Below are 20390 nucleotides of genomic sequence, written 5' to 3' on the forward strand. Positions count from 1 at the left end.
ATAGCCGGCTGACAGAGTATAATAAATAAAAGAAGAGACTCCTCTGTATGAAACGAGCCAATAGAGGAGTCTTCATTTATTTAAACAATATTGCGACGAGATAGTTTATCAATATTATCAAGCATAATACCTGTTCCAACAGCTACACAACCCATTGGATTTTCTGCAATTAGCACAGGCACCTTTAATTCTTCCGCTAACAGCTGATCCATACCGTGAAGCAATGCTCCACCGCCAGTTAAAATAACGCCTCTGTCTATAATATCGGCAGAAAGTTCGGGAGGTGTACGCTCTAATACACTTTTCGAAGCTTGTACAATGACGCTGACAGACTCTCTAAGTGCCTCCTCTACTTCCTCAGAATAAACAGTAACCGTACGAGGTAAGCCTGAAACCATGTCTCGCCCTCGAATGTCCAGCTCTTCATTACGAGCTTTAGGAAACACTGTGCCAATTTTCACTTTAATTTCTTCTGCTGTACGCTCTCCAATTAAGAGCTTATATTTTTGCTTAATGTACTGCAAAATTTCCGCATCAAAACGATCACCAGCCATCTTAATAGAAGCTGCTGTTACAATATCGCCCATTGAAAGGACAGCCACATCGGTTGTACCTCCACCAATATCTACGACCATGTTTCCGCTCGGCTGAAAGATATCCATTCCAGCGCCAATAGCCGCGACTTTTGGTTCTTCTTCCAAATAAATGGTTTTTCCACCGCTTTTTTCAGCAGCTTCGCGAATTGCTTTTTGTTCAACAGAGGTAATATTTGTTGGACAACAAATTAAAATACGAGGCTTGGATAAAAAACCTTTTACATTTAATTTATTAATAAAGTGTTTGAGCATAGACTCGGTAATTTCGAAGTCAGCGATAACGCCATCTTTTAATGGACGAATGGCAATAATATTACTGGGCGTTCTTCCTACCATACGTCTCGCTTCTTCCCCTACTGCTAGCACTCTATTTGTATTTTTATCAATCGCCACAACAGACGGTTCATTTAACACAATTCCTTTGCCTTTAACGTGAATTAAGACGTTAGCTGTACCTAAATCGATACCAATGTCTTTTGCTAACATACCTTAAATCCTCCTTCTATTTACATATCTTTGCATGATAACCATTCTTTTTTCCTAATTTACTATTTTATCACAATTTGTATATGTATGTTGTTATTAGCAAAAATATTTATTATATACCTATTTTATCCAAAAATTAAAATGCCCTATACTACCTCTATAAAAAAGGCAATATCGGGCATTCTTTTACTTTACAGTTTCTTCTTCTTTTTTGTACTTTAATTTTGTTGCTTCTCCTCCACGCAAATGCCGAATAGATTTATGGTAATCAAGAATTTCTTTTACTTCATTTGCTAACTCAGGATTTATTTCTGGTAGACGCTCTGTTAAATCTTTATGGACAGTACTTTTCGAAACGCCAAATTCTTTCGCAATTACACGAACTGTTTTCTTTGTTTCTACAATATACTTTCCAATCTTGATAGTTCTCTCTTTGATGTAATCGTGCACACTACTCGCCCTCCCCAAATTGGATATGAGAAGTATCCAAGGGAATGTATATATTATCCCTTTTCTAACATTCTCTTTATAGGTTTGTAACAGTTTATTAGCTTGTGTGCAGATATATGCTAGAAAAGTCAGTAAGGACAAGTGATTTCTTATATTTTTTTGAAAATTTAGTGTTTTTTATTTACTTTTTTAACATAATGCATCTCATTTTAGAAAAATTCATAAAAAAAGAAGCTCGGTTTTATCCAGCTTCTTTTCGTATTTATGGTCTTGCTTTATGCATTTGGTTTAGACGTATCTGTTGAAGGTTGTTTTGAATCTTTATCTTCTTTAGTCTTTTCATCAGATGATTTTTCGCTATCCTTTGATTCTTCAGAAGAAGAGTCGTCTTTTGGTTCTGTCACTTCAGTTGCTTTGACTTCTTTGATAGAACTAACCGATTTTCCAAAATAACTGCTTGGATTAATTGCTACACCATCTTTACGAACTTCAAAGTGCACATGTGTTTTTGCTTCTTGATTATATAAGCTTTTTCCAGCTTTTGCGATCGTTTGGCCTTGTTTAACAATATCTCCTACTTCTACATCAGCTTTCTCAAGAGATTGATACTGTGTTACTAAACCATCTTTGTGATCAATTTCTACTACATAACCTAGTAAAGGATCTTTTGTTGCTTTTGTTACTGTACCGCTAGCTGCTGCTACAACATCAAATGATTTATCTCCCTTAACAGCTAAATCAACACCTGTGTTTGGATGATACGTATTGTTGTAGAAAACTAGTGCTTCTTCTTGTTGTTTTTCAGATGCTTGATCGTCGTAGAAAGGCTTTTTCACGATAGCTGATGCTTCACTAGCAACTGGCATTTTTAAATTTTCAAGCGAAGCATTTACCTCTACAGCGTCGTCTCGATAAGCCGTACCGTCTTGGCTATAGCCGCTTTTGTCTTCTTTGCTAATATCATTTCCATTAGCTTGAAACCAAAGGACTGCTGTAAGAATAATTGCTGCACTCGCTAAATAGATAGCCGGGAACACCCAACGCTTTCTAACTAATTTTTGAACTTTCGATTTTGGAGAAGTACGTTTCTTTTCTTCCTCTCTCATATATCATCACCTCAGCAATCAGTCTGAACACAATTGAATGAATATATACACAGCGATAAAAAATTTTTTCGATTATTTTTCAACAGATGAATCTAAAATATACATTTTATTTAAAAAAAGTGAAAAACATAAAAAAGACCCTGCTATAAGGGTCGTTGAATTAGCGTTTAGCTGTCAATTGTGCAACAAACTGATCGTTAGGAGTAATCGCAACACCTGTATAATAATGAGTAACAATATCTTTATACGTTTTTCCTTCCAGTGCCATACCATTTGCTCCGTACTGACTCATCCCAATACCATGTCCATATCCTTTTGTATTGATGATAATTTCGTTCCCTTTTTTTGTCCAATGAAAGTCGGCTGACGATAAATCCAGTTTTTCCCGAACATCTTTTCCCGACAGTTCTTTACCGTTTATCTTTACGTAATCTACGCGCTGCCCCGGCGTTCTAGAGACGATTTCACCTACTGATCCACTGTTTGTTAATTTCACTCCAAGCCTCTGTTCAAAGCTAGCAACAGACATTACTTTCTGATTTGTAAATTCAGGAGACTTTTTATCCCATGGACTAGCTACACTTTTTAGATAAGGAATGGAATTCTTCCAATACGCTTCTGAATTTTCAGTGTAACCATTGCTGGTAGAAAAGAACGTAGCATTAATTGGCTTATTTTTATACGTAAGAATTTGACCTTGGGTGTCCTTCACTGCTTCTTGAATTTTTTTGATTTTCCAATCATAGTCTTTGTTCCATCGGCTTCTTAGCTCATCTTTATTTAAATATACTTGGTACTCTACGGTATCAGTCACATCCGCTCCTTGGGGAAGATGACTATTTCCATTCATCATAGTTTGCACAATATAGGTTCTGGCTGCCAAACTTTGAGCCTTAAGTGCTTCAAGTTCAAAAGTAGCAGGCATTTCAGCTGCTACTACCCCTACAAGATAGTCTTCGAGCGGCAGTTTTTCTACTTTTTTCGTTTCCGTACGATAAACACTGACATCAAGAGGAGACGCTGTCACTTTTTGTAGTTTTTCGGTTTTTGGGGTCTGTTTGACATTTTCATGTAGCTTTCCATCTGTCTTTTCAGTAAAAGGAACAACGAGAAGTGTTGGGATGAGTAACACAACGAAAAAAAAGATGACTCCTAGTACGACGATTGGCTTTGCTTGTTTCATGAACGCCTAGCCTCCATATCTATTATTTTGACAAGGAACACCTATATCCCTATATTCCATATGTATGGAGGTGGACAACCTTTTATGACAGCAAACCGGCCATAAGGGTCGTCCAACGACAAAAAAAGCATCTCGCTATGAGATGCTTTTTTATGACATATTTACTTGACGTCTGAAGCCTGTTGAGTTTGTTCTACCTGCTTTGTTTCGTCATTTACACGTTCAATATCAGCGCCTAAAGCGGCTAATTTATTGTGGAAATTTACATAACCACGATCAAGGTGTTTTAATTCCGTTACACGCGTATAACCGTCTGCTACAAGTCCTGCTAATGTTAACGCTGCTGCTGCACGAAGATCTGTTGCTGCTACTTCAGCGCCTTGTAGTTGAGAAGGTCCGTTAATAATAACAGAGCGTCCTTCAATTTTAATATCAGCGTTCATGCGGCGAAACTCTTCTACGTGCATAAAGCGGTTTTCAAAAACTGTTTCTGTAATCATACTTGTGCCTTCTGCTGCTAATAATAATGCCATCATTTGAGATTGCATATCCGTAGGGAACCCTGGATGAGGCATTGTTTTAATATCTACTGATTTTAGCTTTTCAGGTCCTACAACACGTAAGCCGTCGCCTTCTTCAGTAATTTCAACACCCATTTCTTCCATTTTAGCAACAAGTGAACTGATGTGCTCTGCTACTGCACCGCGTACAAGTACGTTTCCACCTGTAATAGCTGCTGCTACCATGAATGTTCCAGCTTCGATACGATCTGGAATAATTGCATGTTCTGCACCATATAATTTATTAACACCTTCAATACGGATCGTACCAGTTCCTGCACCGCGAACTTTAGCGCCCATTGCGTTTAAGAAGTTTGCTAAGTCGACAATTTCAGGTTCTTTTGCTACGTTTTCCATAATTGTAGTGCCTTCCGCTAATGCTGCTGCCATCATAATATTTTCTGTGGCACCTACACTTGGGAAGTCTAAATAAATTTTAGCACCTTTTAGTCTTCCTTCAACTTTTGCATCAATAAAACCATTTCCTACTTGAACTTTAGCACCCATTGCTTCAAATCCTTTAAGGTGCTGATCAATCGGTCTTGATCCAATCGCACATCCACCAGGTAAAGCTACACGAGCCTCACCCATACGCGCCAATAAAGGACCCATTACAAGTACTGAAGCGCGCATTTTTCTTACATATTCAAAAGGTGCATCTGTTTTTAACTCTCTTGATGCATCTACAACTACACGATTTGTTTCAAAATCTACTTCTGCATTCAGATGTCTTAAAACTTCGCCAATCGTAAATACATCGGAGAGAGCTGGTACATCATTTAGAATTGTTTTTCCTTCACTAGCTAATAAGGTTGCAGTGATAATAGGTAAAACGGCGTTTTTTGCTCCTTCAACTTTAACTGTACCGCTTAATCTATTTCCACCGCGGACGATGATTTTTTCCAAGGTATTCCCCTCCGCGTCCATTTTCTCTATATTAATATTCAGACGTAATGATAGGTGTGCCAACAACTATGGTTGTTTGACCGCCCATTCTTGTCTTGCGTAATGCAATTTGTAAGTTCATTTCCTGCTTTTTCGTTTGAAGAGCTTCTTTCCACAGTCCAGTATATGCTGAAACAGAGGTAAATGACTCTTCCACTAGAGATTCCACTGGTTTAGCATTGAAAGCTCGTAATAGGTCTTGAATTTCAACAGACAAAACACTTTCCATCTTATCATTGATTTCCCCTGTTGCACAAGAGAAAATTATGGGTTCTGACAGGAAAATTTTTTCATAATTTGTCTGAAATACATTTTGAAAATGGGTCATATTTTTTTCTTTTAAACCTTGTCCCGTTACATGATACGATATGTACGCATTGCTGTGTTCATCGATCGCATAAGTTAACAGAATGACTTCGTTCACATCTTCACTTTTGCGTGTACCTATTGCTTTCCATAGGTCTCTTTCCCTCTTCACTTCCCATTTAAAACCTCTAAAATTACTTTTAATACTTTCAGCTTGCGAATAGAAGGTTTTTTGGTCAGTAACAGCTTTTACTTCTTCTCTTGCATACAACGATACTTCAGTTAACGAAACATGCTGCTTATTTAAGGTGTGAACAATCTTCTCAATAGTAGTTTCATTGTTTTGGGCATTGCTCACATAACTTCCATGATATACGAATAAGCCAGTAATGAAAATAGCCAAAAAGACACTAATTTTTTTAAACATTTCGCCACTCCCTCTCCGTACTCATCAGTCTTTCCAGAAGGCGATGATACATACATGAAAAGGGTCGTCATATTTAGACATAGCGACATACATCAGCGTATAAATTCGTATATCTTCAACGAATGAACGTCTATTTTATCATAGACTCATAGCTTGCCAATCATTGAAAAAATGAGGGAATGCGCTGTGACCAAAATAAATAATCCAAAAAGAAATTACTTACTGTTGATGAAATAGTAATGGTCAATAAAATAAGCATTAATTTTGCTTGAAACACATGATTAGGTTTCATCAGCTTTTCAATTTGAAAGCCTTGCAAAGCATACCAAGTAATCACAATAAAAATCAAATGTGAAATCATGGTTAGTAACGTTTGCTGCTCAATTCCTCCAAACAATAAAAGCACTCCTTTTAAACACCATATGAAAAGAAGAGACGATCATCGTCTCTTCTTTTCATATTAAAGCACACTTATGCAAATTCGTAAACGGTAACATGAAAAACATTTATTTTATTCCCTATTTTAAGATCCTTTTCCATTATTAAGAAAAATAAAGAAGACGGATACGCTTAGTTAAATAGAATATATAATCATAGACGAATGCTATTTGCTCTTCCTCTTTTATATAATAGAGCAAAAAAGCCCTCTCATTCGTTTGAGAGGGCTTTTTTTAGAACTTACGTTGACTAATATCTAAACGATTGACTGCCCGTTTTAAGGCAATTTCAGCACGCTTAACATCAACGTCGTCTTGTTTGCTATCAAGGCGCATTTCAGCGCGCTTTTTCGCTTCTTCTGCACGAGCTACGTCAATCGCTTCAGCTGTTTCAGCAGCCTGTGCAAGAATTGTTACTTTGTCAGGTCTTACTTCAAGAAATCCTCCGCTAACAGCCACAAGTTCTGTACTGCTTGCTTTCTTCAAGCGGACGGCTCCAATTTGTAAAGGAGCAACCATCGGAATATGGCCATGTAAAATACCAAGCTCACCGCTCTGTGCTCGGGTACTTACCATTTCCACTTCTGATTCGTAAACTGGGCCATCAGGAGTCACTACACTGACATGGATTGTCTTCATTTAAAAAACCTCCTATGTCCCTTAAATTAAACTTCTACTCCCATACGTTTCGCATTTTCAATAACTTCTTCAATGCGACCAACTAAACGGAACGCATCTTCAGGTAAATGATCGTATTTACCTTCCAAGATCTCTTTAAATCCTTTAACAGTTTCTTTTACAGGAACATAAGAACCTTTTTGACCTGTAAATTGTTCTGCTACGTGGAAGTTTTGAGACAAGAAGAATTGAACGCGACGAGCACGTTGTACAACAAGTTTATCTTCATCAGATAACTCATCCATACCTAGGATTGCAATGATATCTTGTAACTCTTTATAACGCTGTAACGTTTGTTGAACTTGACGCGCAATTGCATAGTGCTCTTCTCCAACAATTTCAGGAGATAAAGCGCGAGATGTAGATGCTAATGGATCTACCGCAGGGTAAATACCCATCTCTGATAATTTACGCTCTAAGTTTGTTGTTGCATCTAAGTGAGCAAATGTTGTCGCTGGAGCTGGATCCGTATAGTCATCGGCTGGTACGTAAATCGCTTGAATCGATGTTACAGAACCTACGCTTGTTGACGTGATACGCTCTTGAAGCTGACCCATTTCTGTCGCTAATGTTGGCTGATAACCTACTGCTGATGGCATACGGCCAAGTAATGCTGATACTTCTGAACCCGCTTGTGTGAAACGGAAGATATTATCGATAAAGAATAATACGTCTTGACCTTGTTCGTCACGGAAGTATTCTGCCATTGTTAATCCTGTTAATGCAACACGCTGACGTGCACCAGGCGGCTCATTCATTTGTCCAAATACCATAGCCGTCTTCTTAATAACACCAGAGTCTGTCATTTCATGGTATAAGTCATTACCTTCACGCGTACGCTCACCTACACCAGCGAATACCGAAATACCGCCGTGCTCTTGAGCAATGTTATTGATTAACTCTTGAATTAATACTGTTTTACCTACACCGGCACCACCGAATAGACCGATTTTTCCACCTTTAATGTAAGGAGCTAATAAGTCTACTACTTTAATACCTGTTTCAAGAATTTCAGCTTGTGTAGATAGATTTTCGAACTTTGGTGCTTGACGGTGGATCGGATCACGACGTGCACCTGCATCGATTGGGGCGTCTAAGTCGATTTTTTCACCTAATACGTTAAATACACGACCTAACGTAACGTCACCAACTGGTACTGAGATTGCTGCACCTGTATCTTCTACTTCTAATCCACGAACTAAGCCGTCAGTGGATGACATTGCTACTGTACGAACTGTGTTATCACCTAAGTGAATCGCAACTTCTAATGTTAATTCGATTGCAACTTCACTTGCACTGCTCGGTTTATGTGAAATTTTAAGGGCGTTATAAATTGCCGGAAGGTGTCCGTTGTCAAACTTTACGTCTACAACTGGACCCATGATTTGAGTAACGCGTCCTTTTGTCATCGTGTTCCCTCCTAACTTGCTTTTCCATTAAACTTTCTATTCTAACGCTGCCGCTCCGCCAACAATTTCCGTAATTTCCTGGGTAATTGCCGCTTGACGTGCACGGTTATATGACAATGTAAGATTATTGATAAGATCTTTTGCATTGTCTGTTGCACTTTTCATCGCTGTCATACGAGCAGCATGCTCACTTGCTTTTCCATCAAGCAGGCCGCCGTAAATTAAACTCTCTGCATACTGAGGAAGTAATACTTCTAAAATCTCTTCTTGTGATGGTTCAAATTCATAACCAACAAGTTTACCAGAAGGTTGAAGATCTGTTAGAGGCAATAGCTTCTTCTCCGTCACTTCTTGTGAAATCGTATTGATAAAGTGATTGTAGTATAAGTAAAGTTCATCAAACGTACCGTCCGCAAACATTTGAACTGTTTGTGAAGCAATTCCTTGAATGTCAGCAAAAGCTGGCTGATCTGCTAAGCCTGTGATTTCAAGCAAAACCGGAATACCGCGTTTTACGAAGAAATCTCTCCCTACTCGTCCAATTGCAATCACACCGTATTCATCAGGTGATTGATGGCGTTCTTCAATAGCTTGAGATACTTTTCGCAAAATATTACTGTTATATGCTCCTGCTAGACCGCGATCTGAAGTGATTACGATATAACCAGTCTTCTTCACGCTGCGCGCAGTTAACATTGGATGTGAAGCGCCTCTGCTGCCTAGGGCTACACTTGAGACTACCTCTTGAATTTTTTCCATATATGGAACAAACGATTTTGCATTTTGTTCCGCTCTATTCAGCTTTGCAGCTGAAACCATTTCCATTGCTTTCGTAATCTGGCTCGTTTTTTTCGTCGATGTGATTCGAGTTTGTATATCACGTAATGATGCCAAAGGTTTCACCACCTTGTTTTAGAAGATCACGTGGTATGAAAGGTGAACAAATGTTCACCTTCACCTTATTGAAAGATTGTCTTAACATACCATGCTGACAATATATTATTCAGATGCAATAAATGTTTTCTTGAATTCTTCAAGTGCTGATTCGAATACGCCAGCTTCAGGAAGGCCACCAGTTGTACGGATTGATTCAAGTACTTCTTTACGGTTTGATTCTAACCATGTTAAGTACTCGTCTTCAAAGCGTGTAATATCTGATACTGGAACATCATCTAAGAAGCCTTTTGTTAATGCGTAAAGCACAGCTACTTGTTTTTCTACGCGAAGCGGTTTGTGTAAACCTTGTTTTAAGATTTCAACTGTACGCGCTCCTCGATTTAATTTTGCTTGAGTTGCTTGGTCAAGATCAGAACCGAACTGAGCAAACGATTCAAGCTCACGATAAGATGCAAGGTCTAGACGCAGTGTACCTGCTACCTTTTTCATCGCTTTAATTTGTGCAGATCCCCCTACACGTGATACAGAAAGACCAGCATTAATCGCAGGACGTACGCCTGAGAAGAATAGATCTGACTGTAAGAAAATTTGTCCGTCTGTAATCGAAATTACGTTCGTTGGGATATAAGCAGATACGTCTCCTGCTTGCGTTTCAATAAATGGAAGAGCTGTTAATGAACCTCCACCTTTTGCGTCCGATAACTTTGCCGCACGCTCTAATAAACGAGAGTGCAGATAGAATACATCCCCTGGGTACGCTTCACGACCTGGAGGACGGCGTAATAGTAATGAAAGTTCACGATAAGCTGATGCTTGTTTTGTTAAGTCATCGTAAATAACAAGTACGTGCTTACCGTTATACATAAACTCTTCACCCATTGTTACTCCAGCGTATGGTGCTAAGAATAATAGTGGAGCTGGTTGTGAAGCTGATGCTGTTACAACGATTGTGTAATCTAGAGCACCGTGTTTACGTAATGTCTCTACTACGTTACGAACTGTTGATTCTTTTTGGCCAATCGCTACATAGATACATACCATATCTTGATCTTTTTGGTTTAAGATTGTATCGATTGCTACCGATGTTTTACCCGTTTGACGGTCACCGATAATTAACTCACGCTGTCCACGGCCGATCGGCACAAGTGCGTCAATCGCCTTGATACCTGTTTGAAGCGGCTCATGTACTGATTTACGATCCATAACGCCAGGTGCAGCACCTTCAATTGGACGTGTTTTTGTTGTTTCTACCGGGCCTAAGCCGTCTACTGGCTGACCTAATGAGTTAACAACACGACCGATTAACTGCTCCCCTACTGGAACTTCCATGATGCGTCCTGTACGGCGAACTTCGTCACCTTCACGAATTTCTGTATATGGTCCTAAAATAATGATACCTACATTGTTTTCTTCTAAGTTTTGTGCCATTCCCATGACACCATTTGAAAATTCAACCAGTTCTCCAGCCATGACATTGTCGAGGCCATGAGCACGTGCGATACCATCCCCAACTTGGATAACAGTACCTACATCACTCACTTTAATCTCAGACTGATAGTTTTCAATTTGCTGCTTGATCAGCGCACTAATTTCTTCAGCTTTGATGCTCATGAATTTCACCCCTATCTACGATCTGTGTGCAAGAAGTCCTCGGTGGATCGTTTCTAATTTGCTGCTAATGCTGCCATCATAGATACGATTACCAATGCGAAGCTTCACGCCGCCGATTAGGCTTTTATCTACTACATTTGAAATATTTAACGTATGTTTTCCAACTTTTGAAGCAAATGATTGCGAGATTGCTCGTTTCTCATCTGCGCTTAAAGGTTTGACAGAATAAACAGTTGCGTCTGCCACGCCACGTACTTCGTTCGCTAGGAAACGATACTCTTGCACCATTTGGCTAACAATTTGAATGCGGTGACGCTCTAATAATAGAAGAACCGTATGTTGAACAGTTGGTGAAAGTTCAGCAAATGCCTCACTTACAAACTGTTTTTTTCGCTCAATTGTAATTTTTGGATGAGTTAATACATCCATTAATTCAGGTGTTTTAGCAAACACCTCTTCAACGATTTGTAGCTGGTCTTGCATTTCATCGATCATCTGTTTTTCTGTTGCTAATTGAAAAAGAGCTAGTGCATAGCGCTTGGCTACAGCTGGTTGACTCATCGTACATCCCCTACTTCTTGGATATATTCATGAATTAACTTCTCTTGATCTTGTTCAGAAAGTTCTTTTTCAATAACTTTCGACGCAATTAAAACAGATAATGAAGCAACTTGCTCACGTAACGCAGCAACTGCTTGATCTTTTTGCTGTTCGATTTCTTGTTTTGCTGCAGCTTTTAGACGCTCAGACTCTTCGCGTGCTGCTGCAATGATTTCTTCTTTTTTATCTTCTGCAGACTTTCTAGCGTTTTCCATCATTACTTGCACTTCTTGACGAGATTGCTTTAAGATTTCACGCTGCTCTTCAACAAGCTTCTTCGCTTCCTCATTTTGCTTTTCTGCTTCATCAATCTCACCGGCAATATGCTCTTCACGTTTTTTCATGATTCCCATTACAGGACCAAACGCGAATTTTTGAAGTAACGCAAGTAGGATAAGGAACATCACTAATTGGAAAAGAATATCTCCACCATTAATGCCTGCTGCTCCTAACACAAACATGTTCGACACGGCCATGTTCACTCCCTTCAGAGACTCCACATATATAATTTACTTCTTAAAGACATAAAGTAATGGCGAAGGTTCTTTTGAATGATCTTCGCCACATGTAACACATTATTATTTACCTTGTACCATGAATGCAATAACTACGGCGATAATTGGAAGCGCCTCAACTAAGGCAACCCCAACGAACATCATTGAAGTTAATGTACCACGTGCTTCTGGTTGGCGAGCTGTGCCTTCAATCGTCTTAGAAACGATAAGACCGTTACCAATACCAGCACCTAGTGCCGCTAAACCAATCGCAATTGCAGATGCTATTAAACCCATTTTATAAAGTCCTCCCTTAATATATATGATTTTGTTTAACTAAGTTTTGTTTTGTCCAAATTGGGTATTACTTGAACAAAGCTTTATAAATTAATGGTCGCTACTCACTTTGTGAGATAAATAAACCATCGTTAACATTGTGAAAATGAAGGCCTGAATTGCGCCTACAAAAATACTGAATCCTTGCCATAAAAGCATTGGGATAGCAGCTCCAATTGTACCTAGGAAGCCTGTTGTTGCTAAACCAGCTAGCAAGCTTAACAAAATTTCCCCAGCATAAATATTACCGTAAAGACGAAGGCCAAGCGTTAACGTATTGGCAAACTCCTCGATAATCTTAAGCGGGAATAAAAATGCCATTGGCTTGAAGTAATCTTTCGTGTATGCAGAGAAACCTCGCATTTTAATACCATAATAATGTGATAGTACAACTACCATAACGGCTAACGTCAGCGTAATTGCTGGATCAGCGGTTGGCGATTTCCACCATAAGTTATGGTCAATCACGATGGCGAATGGAAGACCCAACATATTTGACACAAAAATGTACATAAGTAAAGTTACACCTAGCGTCAAAAAGCGGCCACCTGTTTTCCAATCCATATTGCTATTAACGAGTCCTTTAACAAAATCTAAGACCCATTCAATAAAGTTTTGTGCACCGCTTGGCTTCATAGCAAGAGTACGAGTACATAAAACTGCAATTAAGAATACAATAACAGAAGCTACGGTAACCATAAGCAAGTTACTTTGACTAAAAGTAAGGCCTAGAAACTCTATAGTTGGTGATTCATGACCCAACTGTGTTCACCTCTCTTTCTATCTTCTACGCATATTTTGAACAACTAAATCTATGATAATGACAACATAATACGTCATTAATCCCACAACTACACTAATAATATGAAAGGTTTTTGGATAAGAGATGGTAATCACAACTGCGAGAGCAGCTGTTGCAAATCTTACAACAGTCCCAATTGAACGGGGCTTTTTCCCCTCATCCAACGCCTGTCCAAACTGTTCAAACTTTCTTACTAAGTTCCACAAATTATACAAACTCAGGGCGGTTCCTAAAATTAAACCTGCAAAAACAGCCTTATAACTTGTAAATCCCCAGCCGAGAACGTATAATGCTAACAAATACAATATGTATGAACGAAGTCTTGGAAAAACGTGCTGCAAATCCTGCATGAATTATTAATCTCCTGAAAAAAAATGGTGGACTGTCCGCAGCATCATAAAAACACCTGCTGCTAGCCCTGAAAGAAGGCCTAAAATCAAAAATAGTGGTTCGGTGTCAAGCCATTGATCAGCCCATCTTCCAGAGAATAAGCCAATTAAGACTGAACCTGCTAACTGTGATAGAATGATTGACACTAATGCCATCGCTTGCAAAGGATGACGGTTGCGATCTTTCATAAGCTCATACCCCTTTTGCAAAATTTTCTTTTTTCCGAATTCTCTATCGTTTTCATAGCTCAATATATGATAGAAAGGCAAAAAAAATTGCTAAAAAAGGTAAAAACAGCTAATAAAATACGCAGAAATATCAACGGTTTTCACAGGTTGAAAACCTTATCATTTATATTCCCTGTAAGCATACAATAGCGTATATTTAATGTCAATGTGTTTAAGCTAAAAACTTCACAATCTCTTCTTATTGTTCACATTTCTGCCACACATAAAACCTCTTCAAATGAAAACATTTAAAGAGGTTCATTCAATCGTTATTGTACTGTGTACAACCTGCTCTTGTCTATGCTTTTTCACAAATGCAAATATTTGGTACACTCCTGGTACAAGCGATTCATCAATCGTTATTTTTCGTTTTCTCATGCCTCTTTCTACATCCACGTCAACATCTAAATACGATACAAACTGTAAAGACTGCTTATCAAAAAGAGCGACGCCTAACTGATCTGCTCCTTCAGGCAAAAACAGTTCATAGCTATACGTATTTTTCTCTTTTTCCGCTGCTACTTGCAATCCCATGACACGAGGATAATCTGGAATGCTAATCATGTACATATAGGGAAGCGAAAATGTTTCACGTGAATCATTTATTTCCAAATATCCGTCATATATACCTTTATTTTTAAAACGGGGCTGCACCGATAAAGTGACAGCTATCTCTTTTGTCTGACGGGGTGGCACCGTGACGGGTAATGGAACATCCCAGTTCACTCCTTCATCCCTTTTTGGAACGTTTAAGCGATACGTTTTTGCTTTATCAGACTGGTTATCAATTTTAAAAGATAAAACTTTCTTTGATGGACGCGTAAAAATACCAAAAGATAAAGAAGATGGATAAAACAAAGATTCTGCTGTGACGGCTTTTGCTATTTGAATTCTTCCCGCTCCTTGTTCATATACGCGATACGTTTGACCGTTTAGCTGCTGCATTACTTTACTGGTGTTCATCAATGAAGCTTTGACTTGTTCAGGAGACCAGTTCGGGTGAGCTTGTAAAATCAGCGCACACGCTCCAGCTACATGGGGCGCAGCCATACTTGTGCCATGCATGCGTTCATATCCTCCAGGAACTGTACTATTAATGAAGTAACCTGGTGCGACGACGTCTGGTTTGATTCCCCAAGTAGTCGTTACAGGCCCTCTTGAACTGAAAGATGTGAGCAAGTCTTGCACCACTTGCTGGCCAGTGCGTAAGTACGGTTGTTGAGACTGAATGTGTTGGGTAATGGTGTCACCGCTTTTTTTACTTACCCATATCACGGGAATATTTACTGACTCTTTTAGTTTACTGACTATGCTTTTTTCTGTCGGGCTATATAAAATAACCGCTTTTGCTCCCGCCTGTTCAGCTTGTTTAATCTTTTTTTGAACCACATTTCCTTCTGCTTTTAGCAAAATGACGTTACCCGACGCATGCTTTTGCTCTTTGGAATCTTCTTCATTTATTACACGCAGCGTTTGATTAAACGTCCATGGACGAGACCCTTCTACTGGCGCCATCATAATTTTTTCTTTGTTAAATCCAATTGTTAGAAATTGAACTGTTGTCGGAGAAACAGAAGCGCCAACGGAAATAGCTTTTCCCGCTGTACCCGGAGAGCCCACCGTCCATAAACCTGGACCTGAATTGCCGCTAGATGTAACCGTTACAATTCCTTTTTCAACAGCTCGATCTAACGCTAAGCTTGTTGGTAAATCAGGGCCATTCACATCATTTCCTAATGATAAATTAATAATATCTACATCATCTTGAATTGCTTTTTCAATAGCTAGGATAACACTTTCAGACGTTCCAGCTCCTCCAGGTCCAAGAGCTCGGTATGCATAGATTTCCGCTTGGGGTGCTACGCCTGTAATATTCCCATTCGCTGCAATAATACCAGCTACATGAGTACCGTGCAGAGTCGGTTCTCCTTGCTCACGAGTGGTTTCCATCGGCTCATAATCTTCATCTATTACATCGTAACCCCCTCTGTAGGTTTGTTTTAAATCAGGATGAGAATAATCAACCCCCGTATCAATAACGCCTACTTTGATCCCTTTTCCTGTTAAGCGCTGATTGTGAGTATCAAACAAGCCTCTTACCTGTTCTGAGCCAATGAACGTTACGCTATTTTCTTCTGTAACCTGATAGTTTTTAATAGAATGTGAACTAATAATAGATGGATTCTGAGATAGTTTTTCCAAATCCGAGATGGAGCCGTTTAATGAAAGTCCTGTAAACACCGTGTGAAATTCGCTCTTAATCTTTATATTAGGATAATTTTTTTGTAGCTGACTTTTAAATTTCGTGAATTTTTCTTTTTTAATCATCACAATGATTGATTTTTCCTGATGATTCATTTCTTGTTTTATAGAAGGAAATGTCGGATTGAGCGACATTTGCCCTCCCCCACTCCCCAATATAAAGCTAATCATTAACCATTTAATCCACATAAAAAAACACCTCTCACACTATCGTGTCTCAAAGAGACGCTTTTCATGTGAAAGGTGTTTAGAAATCTTACGAAAGCGGATTAAAAGCTTCCGGTCTGTTTTCACGGCGGTTGAAATAGTAGCTAATAGCATCACAAATGCGTTTAGAAGCTAAGCCGTCTCCGTAAGGATTCGATGCTTGTGACATTTGCTTATATACGCCTTCATCTATTAACAGCTCTTTTGCTAGCGTATAAATCGTTTCTTCTTCCGTGCCTGCTAGTTTGAGCGTTCCTGCTTCAATTCCTTCCGGGCGCTCTGTTGTATCGCGAAGTACCAATACAGGTACGCCTAATGAAGGAGCTTCTTCTTGAACACCGCCCGAATCTGTCAAAATAATATGAGCGCGCTCAGCGAAGTTATGGAAGTCAATTACATCTAACGGTTCAATTAAATGAATGCGCGGGTCATTTCCTAAGATATCGTTTGCTGTTTCTCTAACTACTGGATTCAAATGAACAGGATACACAACTTGCACATCTTCATGTTCATCTACAATACGCTTAACAGCACGGAACATATTTTTCATTGGTTCGCCTAAATTTTCGCGGCGATGTGCCGTTAACAAAATAAGACGATCATCTCCCAATTTCGTTAACACTTCATGCTCATATGTCTCTTTTACTGTTGTTTTTAACGCATCGATAGCTGTATTTCCAGTCACAAAGATTCGCTCTTCTTTTTTGTTCTCTACTTGCAAATTAGCTGCAGACTTATCTGTTGGAGCAAAGTGCAAATCAGCGAGAACACCTGTAAGCTGACGGTTCATTTCTTCCGGGTATGGAGAATATTTATTCCATGTGCGCAAACCTGCTTCAACATGCCCGACCTGAATCTGATTATAAAAAGCTGCTAGCCCAGCAATAAACGTCGTAGTTGTATCACCGTGTACAAGTACCATGTCCGGCTTTACTTTTTTCATTACGTCGTCCAAGCCTTGTAATCCTCTGGTCGTTACGTCCATAAGGGTTTGGCGATCCTTCATAATGTTCAGGTCATAGTCAGGCTGAATGTCAAAGATGCTCAATACTTGGTCTAACATTTCACGGTGCTGAGCCGTTACTGTAACAATTGCTTCGAACTCTTCTGGTCGCTTTTTAAGCTCTAATACTAGAGGAGCCATTTTAATTGCTTCTGGTCTTGTCCCGAATATCGTCATTACTTTAATTGGCTGCTTCATGTTCATCACCCAAATCTACAAATTATTTTGTACCGAATAAACGATCCCCTGCATCACCTAAACCTGGAACAATATATCCATGGTCATTTAATTTTTCATCTAATGCTGCAATGTAAATATCTACGTCAGGGTGTGCTTCTTTTACAATTTCCACGCCTTCAGGAGCAGCAATTAAACACATAAATTTAATGTTTTTAGCGCCTCTTTTTTTCAGAGAGTTGATTGCTTCTACAGCTGACCCTCCTGTTGCAAGCATAGGATCTACTACAATAAAGTCACGCTCTTCTACATCATTAGGTAGCTTTACATAATATTCAACAGGCTGTAATGTTTCTGGATCACGATATAAGCCAACGTGTCCAACTTTAGCAGCTGGCATTAGTTTTAAAAATCCATCTACCATGCCGATACCAGCACGAAGAATTGGAACGATACCAAGCTTTTTCCCTGCAATAACTTTTGACTTTGTTTTGCAAACCGGTGTTTCAATTTCAACATCTTCTAGCGGTAAATCACGTGTTGCTTCAAAAGCCATTAAGCTTGCCACTTCATCAACTAATTCACGAAACTCTTTCGTTCCCGTTTTTACATCGCGTATGTAAGTTAATTTGTGTTGAATAAGCGGGTGATCAAATACGTATACTTTGCCCATTGATATCTCTCCTTATATATAAAGATGTACACATTAAAATACCATTCAACGAATTGAATGGTACGTACTAGTAAAAACATATCTCTTGCTAATTAAATTTATACATTGCATTCATTTTACAGAAAAAAGTTTTTGAGTTCAAGCATTATTCAAAAAATGATTGAATTGCTACCACTTTCTCCATAAAAAAAACAGGCACAAAGGCCTGTCTCTCTTAAAGTGATTTATACATTTCAAACTTGCTTGTTAAAGCTTCAACACGTGTTTTAGCTTCAGCTAACTTTTCTTCATCTTCAATATTTTTAAGCGTTAATCCGATGATAGAAGCAATTTCATCCATCTCTTCTAAGCCAAATCCGCGAGTTGTAACCGCAGCTGTACCAATACGGATACCGCTTGTTACAAATGGGCTTTGCTCATCATAAGGAATTGTATTTTTGTTTGTTGTAATACCTACATCATCAAGCGCTTTTTCAGCTACTTTACCTGTCAAATTCATTGAGCTTACGTCGATTAACACAAGGTGATTGTCTGTTCCTTCAGATACAAGAGCAAATCCTTCTTTCTTTAATCCTTCTGCTAAACGATTAGCATTGTCGATGATATTTTGAGCATAGTGCTTAAACTCATCTTGTAATGCTTCACCAAATGCTACTGCTTTTGCAGCGATAACGTGCATCAATGGACCACCTTGAATACCAGGGAAGATCGACTTATCAATCTTTTTCGCAAATTCTTCTTTACATAAAATCATACCGCCGCGTGGTCCGCGTAGTGTTTTATGTGTTGTAGTTGTAACGAAATGAGCATGTGGCACAGGATTTTGATGAAGTCCTGCAGCTACTAGACCAGCAATATGAGCCATGTCTACCATTAAATAAGCGCCTACTTCATCAGCGATTTCACGGAAACGCTTGAAGTCGATTGCGCGTGGATATGCGCTTGCACCAGCCACAATTAATTTTGGTTTGTGTGTACGAGCTTTTTCTAATACGTCATCGTAGTTAATGCGATGTGTTTCGCGATCTACACCATATTCGATGAAATTGTACTGAACACCACTAAAGTTAACAGGACTTCCGTGCGTTAAGTGACCGCCGTGCGATAAATTCATACCAAGTACTGTGTCTCCAGCCTCTAAAACAGTGAAGTATACAGCCATGTTTGCTTGTGCACCTGAGTGAGGTTGAACGTTCACGTGCTCTGCTCCGAAAATTTCTTTTGCACGATCACGAGCTAAGTCTTCTACTACATCCACGTGTTCACAACCACCGTAGTAACGTTTAGCTGGATAGCCTTCAGCATATTTATTTGTTAAAACTGAACCTTGTGCTTCCATTACCGCTGTTGTTACAAAGTTTTCTGAAGCAATTAGCTCAATCTTAGTACGTTGTCTTTGTAATTCATCCTTGATCGCATTATAAACTGCTGGATCTTGTTGCATTAGTTGTTTCTCCATCAAAATCCTCTCCTCGTTTCGTATTCGCAATGTTCGTTATTTGTTAATTCAACTACATTGTAACATGATTTATTTAGAATAAAAAAGAAAAAATGTGTATTATTTTAATATATTTAATTACGAAAGTTCGTAAAACGCTCTCATTCCACCGATTAGTTTTGGACGCGTCTTTGCTAAAGTAACATGAGCGTGTCCAACTGCGTTCAACGTACAACGAACGGGTACTGCGACATGCTTTAAATGCATACCAATGAATGTATCTCCAATATCAATCCCAGCATCAGCTTTAATAAACTCTACTAAAACAGGATCTTTAAGCTGGCCATAGGCCTGTGTAGCCATCGCTCCACCTGCTTTATGAATAGGAACAACACTAACGATTTCTAAGCGTTCTTTACGAGCTAATTCTCTTTCTACTACCAGTGCTCGATTAAGATGTTCACAGCATTGAAATGCTAAGTGGACACCCGTTTTTTTTCGAAAATCTGCTAGTGTATCAAAGATCATTTCTGCAACTTCCATTGCGCCTGCGGTTCCTATTTTTTCACCAATTACCTCGCTTGTACTGCATCCAATGACAAGTGTATGTTCTGAAGATAACTGCACTTGTGCTGAAAAATCAGATAAAACTGTTTCCAACTGCTCTTTCCATTTCGTAAGTTCAGACAC

At 39.0% G+C, this 20390-nt stretch carries 22 protein-coding genes; all 22 read right to left on the reverse strand.

Annotation, left to right across the window (positions count from 1 at the left end; genetic code table 11):
* Positions 1–80: 80 nt before the first annotated feature.
* The 22 genes from mreB to CEQ83_RS25135 all read right to left on the reverse strand — a co-directional run bounded on the left by mreB (position 81) and on the right by CEQ83_RS25135 (position 20390).
* Complete coding sequence (gene mreB / locus CEQ83_RS25030) at positions 81–1082, reverse strand: rod shape-determining protein (RefSeq protein WP_013059791.1); 1002 nt, start codon at positions 1080–1082, stop codon at positions 81–83.
* Positions 1083–1268: 186 nt separating this feature from the next.
* On the reverse strand, positions 1269–1532 hold the full coding sequence (spoIIID, locus tag CEQ83_RS25035) for a sporulation transcriptional regulator SpoIIID (protein ID WP_013059792.1): 264 nt from the start codon (positions 1530–1532) through the stop codon (positions 1269–1271).
* 275 nt (positions 1533–1807) lie between these two features.
* Positions 1808–2638, reverse strand: a complete 831-nt coding sequence (locus tag CEQ83_RS25040) for a stage II sporulation protein SpoIIQ (RefSeq protein ID WP_028411992.1) — start codon at positions 2636–2638, stop codon at positions 1808–1810.
* A gap of 160 nt (positions 2639–2798) precedes the next feature.
* Entirely contained in the window at positions 2799–3821 is a 1023-nt protein-coding gene (spoIID, locus tag CEQ83_RS25045) for a stage II sporulation protein D (RefSeq protein ID WP_028411991.1), read from the reverse strand.
* A gap of 161 nt (positions 3822–3982) precedes the next feature.
* Complete coding sequence (murA, locus tag CEQ83_RS25050) at positions 3983–5287, reverse strand: UDP-N-acetylglucosamine 1-carboxyvinyltransferase (protein WP_028411990.1); 1305 nt, start codon at positions 5285–5287, stop codon at positions 3983–3985.
* A gap of 31 nt (positions 5288–5318) precedes the next feature.
* Positions 5319–6059, reverse strand: coding sequence for a YwmB family TATA-box binding protein (locus tag CEQ83_RS25055; protein WP_028411989.1), 741 nt, complete (start codon positions 6057–6059; stop codon positions 5319–5321).
* Positions 6060–6219: 160 nt separating this feature from the next.
* Entirely contained in the window at positions 6220–6456 is a 237-nt protein-coding gene (locus CEQ83_RS25060; protein WP_013059797.1) for a DUF1146 family protein, read from the reverse strand.
* A gap of 274 nt (positions 6457–6730) precedes the next feature.
* The gene (locus tag CEQ83_RS25065) at positions 6731–7135 is read right to left on the reverse strand and encodes a F0F1 ATP synthase subunit epsilon (protein ID WP_028411988.1); all 405 of its coding nucleotides are present in this window, start codon (positions 7133–7135) and stop codon (positions 6731–6733) included.
* A gap of 26 nt (positions 7136–7161) precedes the next feature.
* Positions 7162–8583 carry a F0F1 ATP synthase subunit beta gene (gene atpD / locus CEQ83_RS25070; protein ID WP_013059799.1) on the reverse strand — a complete coding sequence of 474 codons (1422 nt, stop codon included), beginning with the start codon at positions 8581–8583 and terminating at the stop codon, positions 7162–7164.
* A 36-nt stretch (positions 8584–8619) separates the two neighbouring features.
* Positions 8620–9477, reverse strand: a complete 858-nt coding sequence (locus CEQ83_RS25075) for a F0F1 ATP synthase subunit gamma (protein ID WP_013059800.1) — start codon at positions 9475–9477, stop codon at positions 8620–8622.
* Positions 9478–9582: 105 nt separating this feature from the next.
* The gene (atpA, locus tag CEQ83_RS25080; RefSeq protein ID WP_013085461.1) at positions 9583–11091 is read right to left on the reverse strand and encodes a F0F1 ATP synthase subunit alpha; all 1509 of its coding nucleotides are present in this window, start codon (positions 11089–11091) and stop codon (positions 9583–9585) included.
* A gap of 15 nt (positions 11092–11106) precedes the next feature.
* Complete coding sequence (locus CEQ83_RS25085) at positions 11107–11652, reverse strand: F0F1 ATP synthase subunit delta (protein ID WP_028411987.1); 546 nt, start codon at positions 11650–11652, stop codon at positions 11107–11109.
* Entirely contained in the window at positions 11649–12167 is a 519-nt protein-coding gene (locus tag CEQ83_RS25090) for a F0F1 ATP synthase subunit B (RefSeq protein WP_013085463.1), read from the reverse strand. Before CEQ83_RS25090 ends, CEQ83_RS25085 begins: the two co-directional genes overlap by 4 nt.
* A 102-nt stretch (positions 12168–12269) precedes the next feature.
* Positions 12270–12482, reverse strand: a complete 213-nt coding sequence (atpE, locus tag CEQ83_RS25095; RefSeq protein WP_013059804.1) for a F0F1 ATP synthase subunit C — start codon at positions 12480–12482, stop codon at positions 12270–12272.
* Positions 12483–12572: 90 nt separating this feature from the next.
* Positions 12573–13283, reverse strand: coding sequence for a F0F1 ATP synthase subunit A (gene atpB, locus CEQ83_RS25100; protein ID WP_013059805.1), 711 nt, complete (start codon positions 13281–13283; stop codon positions 12573–12575).
* A gap of 18 nt (positions 13284–13301) precedes the next feature.
* Positions 13302–13673: an ATP synthase subunit I gene (locus tag CEQ83_RS25105; protein ID WP_013059806.1), complete on the reverse strand. Its 372-nt coding sequence runs from the start codon at positions 13671–13673 to the stop codon at positions 13302–13304.
* A 6-nt stretch (positions 13674–13679) separates the two neighbouring features.
* Positions 13680–13901 carry an AtpZ/AtpI family protein gene (locus CEQ83_RS25110; RefSeq protein ID WP_013085464.1) on the reverse strand — a complete coding sequence of 74 codons (222 nt, stop codon included), beginning with the start codon at positions 13899–13901 and terminating at the stop codon, positions 13680–13682.
* A gap of 297 nt (positions 13902–14198) precedes the next feature.
* Positions 14199–16391 carry a S8 family serine peptidase gene (locus CEQ83_RS25115; protein WP_155017547.1) on the reverse strand — a complete coding sequence of 731 codons (2193 nt, stop codon included), beginning with the start codon at positions 16389–16391 and terminating at the stop codon, positions 14199–14201.
* A 67-nt stretch (positions 16392–16458) separates the two neighbouring features.
* Positions 16459–17610, reverse strand: coding sequence for a non-hydrolyzing UDP-N-acetylglucosamine 2-epimerase (wecB, locus tag CEQ83_RS25120; RefSeq protein ID WP_028411983.1), 1152 nt, complete (start codon positions 17608–17610; stop codon positions 16459–16461).
* A gap of 22 nt (positions 17611–17632) precedes the next feature.
* Positions 17633–18262, reverse strand: coding sequence for a uracil phosphoribosyltransferase (upp, locus tag CEQ83_RS25125; RefSeq protein WP_013059810.1), 630 nt, complete (start codon positions 18260–18262; stop codon positions 17633–17635).
* Between the two features lie 214 nt (positions 18263–18476).
* The gene (locus CEQ83_RS25130) at positions 18477–19721 is read right to left on the reverse strand and encodes a serine hydroxymethyltransferase (protein ID WP_013059811.1); all 1245 of its coding nucleotides are present in this window, start codon (positions 19719–19721) and stop codon (positions 18477–18479) included.
* A gap of 117 nt (positions 19722–19838) precedes the next feature.
* Positions 19839–20390: a TIGR01440 family protein gene (locus CEQ83_RS25135; protein WP_028411982.1), complete on the reverse strand. Its 552-nt coding sequence runs from the start codon at positions 20388–20390 to the stop codon at positions 19839–19841.

The sequence above is a fragment of the Priestia megaterium genome (genome assembly GCF_009497655.1).
Lineage (GTDB): Bacteria > Bacillota > Bacilli > Bacillales > Bacillaceae_H > Priestia > Priestia zanthoxyli.

What these genes read in the sequence shown, in the direction of transcription:
- mreB (WP_013059791.1), bottom strand. Translation starts at nt 1,082, where the DNA reads ATGTTAGCAAAAGACATTGGTATCGATTTAGGTACAGCTAACGTCTTA.
- CEQ83_RS25040 (WP_028411992.1), bottom strand. Translation starts at nt 2,638, where the DNA reads ATGAGAGAGGAAGAAAAGAAACGTACTTCTCCAAAATCGAAAGTTCAA.
- spoIID (WP_028411991.1), bottom strand. Translation starts at nt 3,821, where the DNA reads ATGAAACAAGCAAAGCCAATCGTCGTACTAGGAGTCATCTTTTTTTTC.
- CEQ83_RS25055 (WP_028411989.1), bottom strand. Translation starts at nt 6,059, where the DNA reads ATGTTTAAAAAAATTAGTGTCTTTTTGGCTATTTTCATTACTGGCTTA.
- CEQ83_RS25065 (WP_028411988.1), bottom strand. Translation starts at nt 7,135, where the DNA reads ATGAAGACAATCCATGTCAGTGTAGTGACTCCTGATGGCCCAGTTTAC.
- atpD (WP_013059799.1), bottom strand. Translation starts at nt 8,583, where the DNA reads ATGACAAAAGGACGCGTTACTCAAATCATGGGTCCAGTTGTAGACGTA.
- atpA (WP_013085461.1), bottom strand. Translation starts at nt 11,091, where the DNA reads ATGAGCATCAAAGCTGAAGAAATTAGTGCGCTGATCAAGCAGCAAATT.
- CEQ83_RS25085 (WP_028411987.1), bottom strand. Translation starts at nt 11,652, where the DNA reads ATGAGTCAACCAGCTGTAGCCAAGCGCTATGCACTAGCTCTTTTTCAA.
- CEQ83_RS25090 (WP_013085463.1), bottom strand. Translation starts at nt 12,167, where the DNA reads ATGGCCGTGTCGAACATGTTTGTGTTAGGAGCAGCAGGCATTAATGGT.
- atpE (WP_013059804.1), bottom strand. Translation starts at nt 12,482, where the DNA reads ATGGGTTTAATAGCATCTGCAATTGCGATTGGTTTAGCGGCACTAGGT.
- CEQ83_RS25105 (WP_013059806.1), bottom strand. Translation starts at nt 13,673, where the DNA reads ATGCAGGATTTGCAGCACGTTTTTCCAAGACTTCGTTCATACATATTG.
- CEQ83_RS25110 (WP_013085464.1), bottom strand. Translation starts at nt 13,901, where the DNA reads ATGAAAGATCGCAACCGTCATCCTTTGCAAGCGATGGCATTAGTGTCA.
- CEQ83_RS25115 (WP_155017547.1), bottom strand. Translation starts at nt 16,391, where the DNA reads ATGTGGATTAAATGGTTAATGATTAGCTTTATATTGGGGAGTGGGGGA.
- wecB (WP_028411983.1), bottom strand. Translation starts at nt 17,610, where the DNA reads ATGAAGCAGCCAATTAAAGTAATGACGATATTCGGGACAAGACCAGAA.
- upp (WP_013059810.1), bottom strand. Translation starts at nt 18,262, where the DNA reads ATGGGCAAAGTATACGTATTTGATCACCCGCTTATTCAACACAAATTA.
- CEQ83_RS25130 (WP_013059811.1), bottom strand. Translation starts at nt 19,721, where the DNA reads ATGGAGAAACAACTAATGCAACAAGATCCAGCAGTTTATAATGCGATC.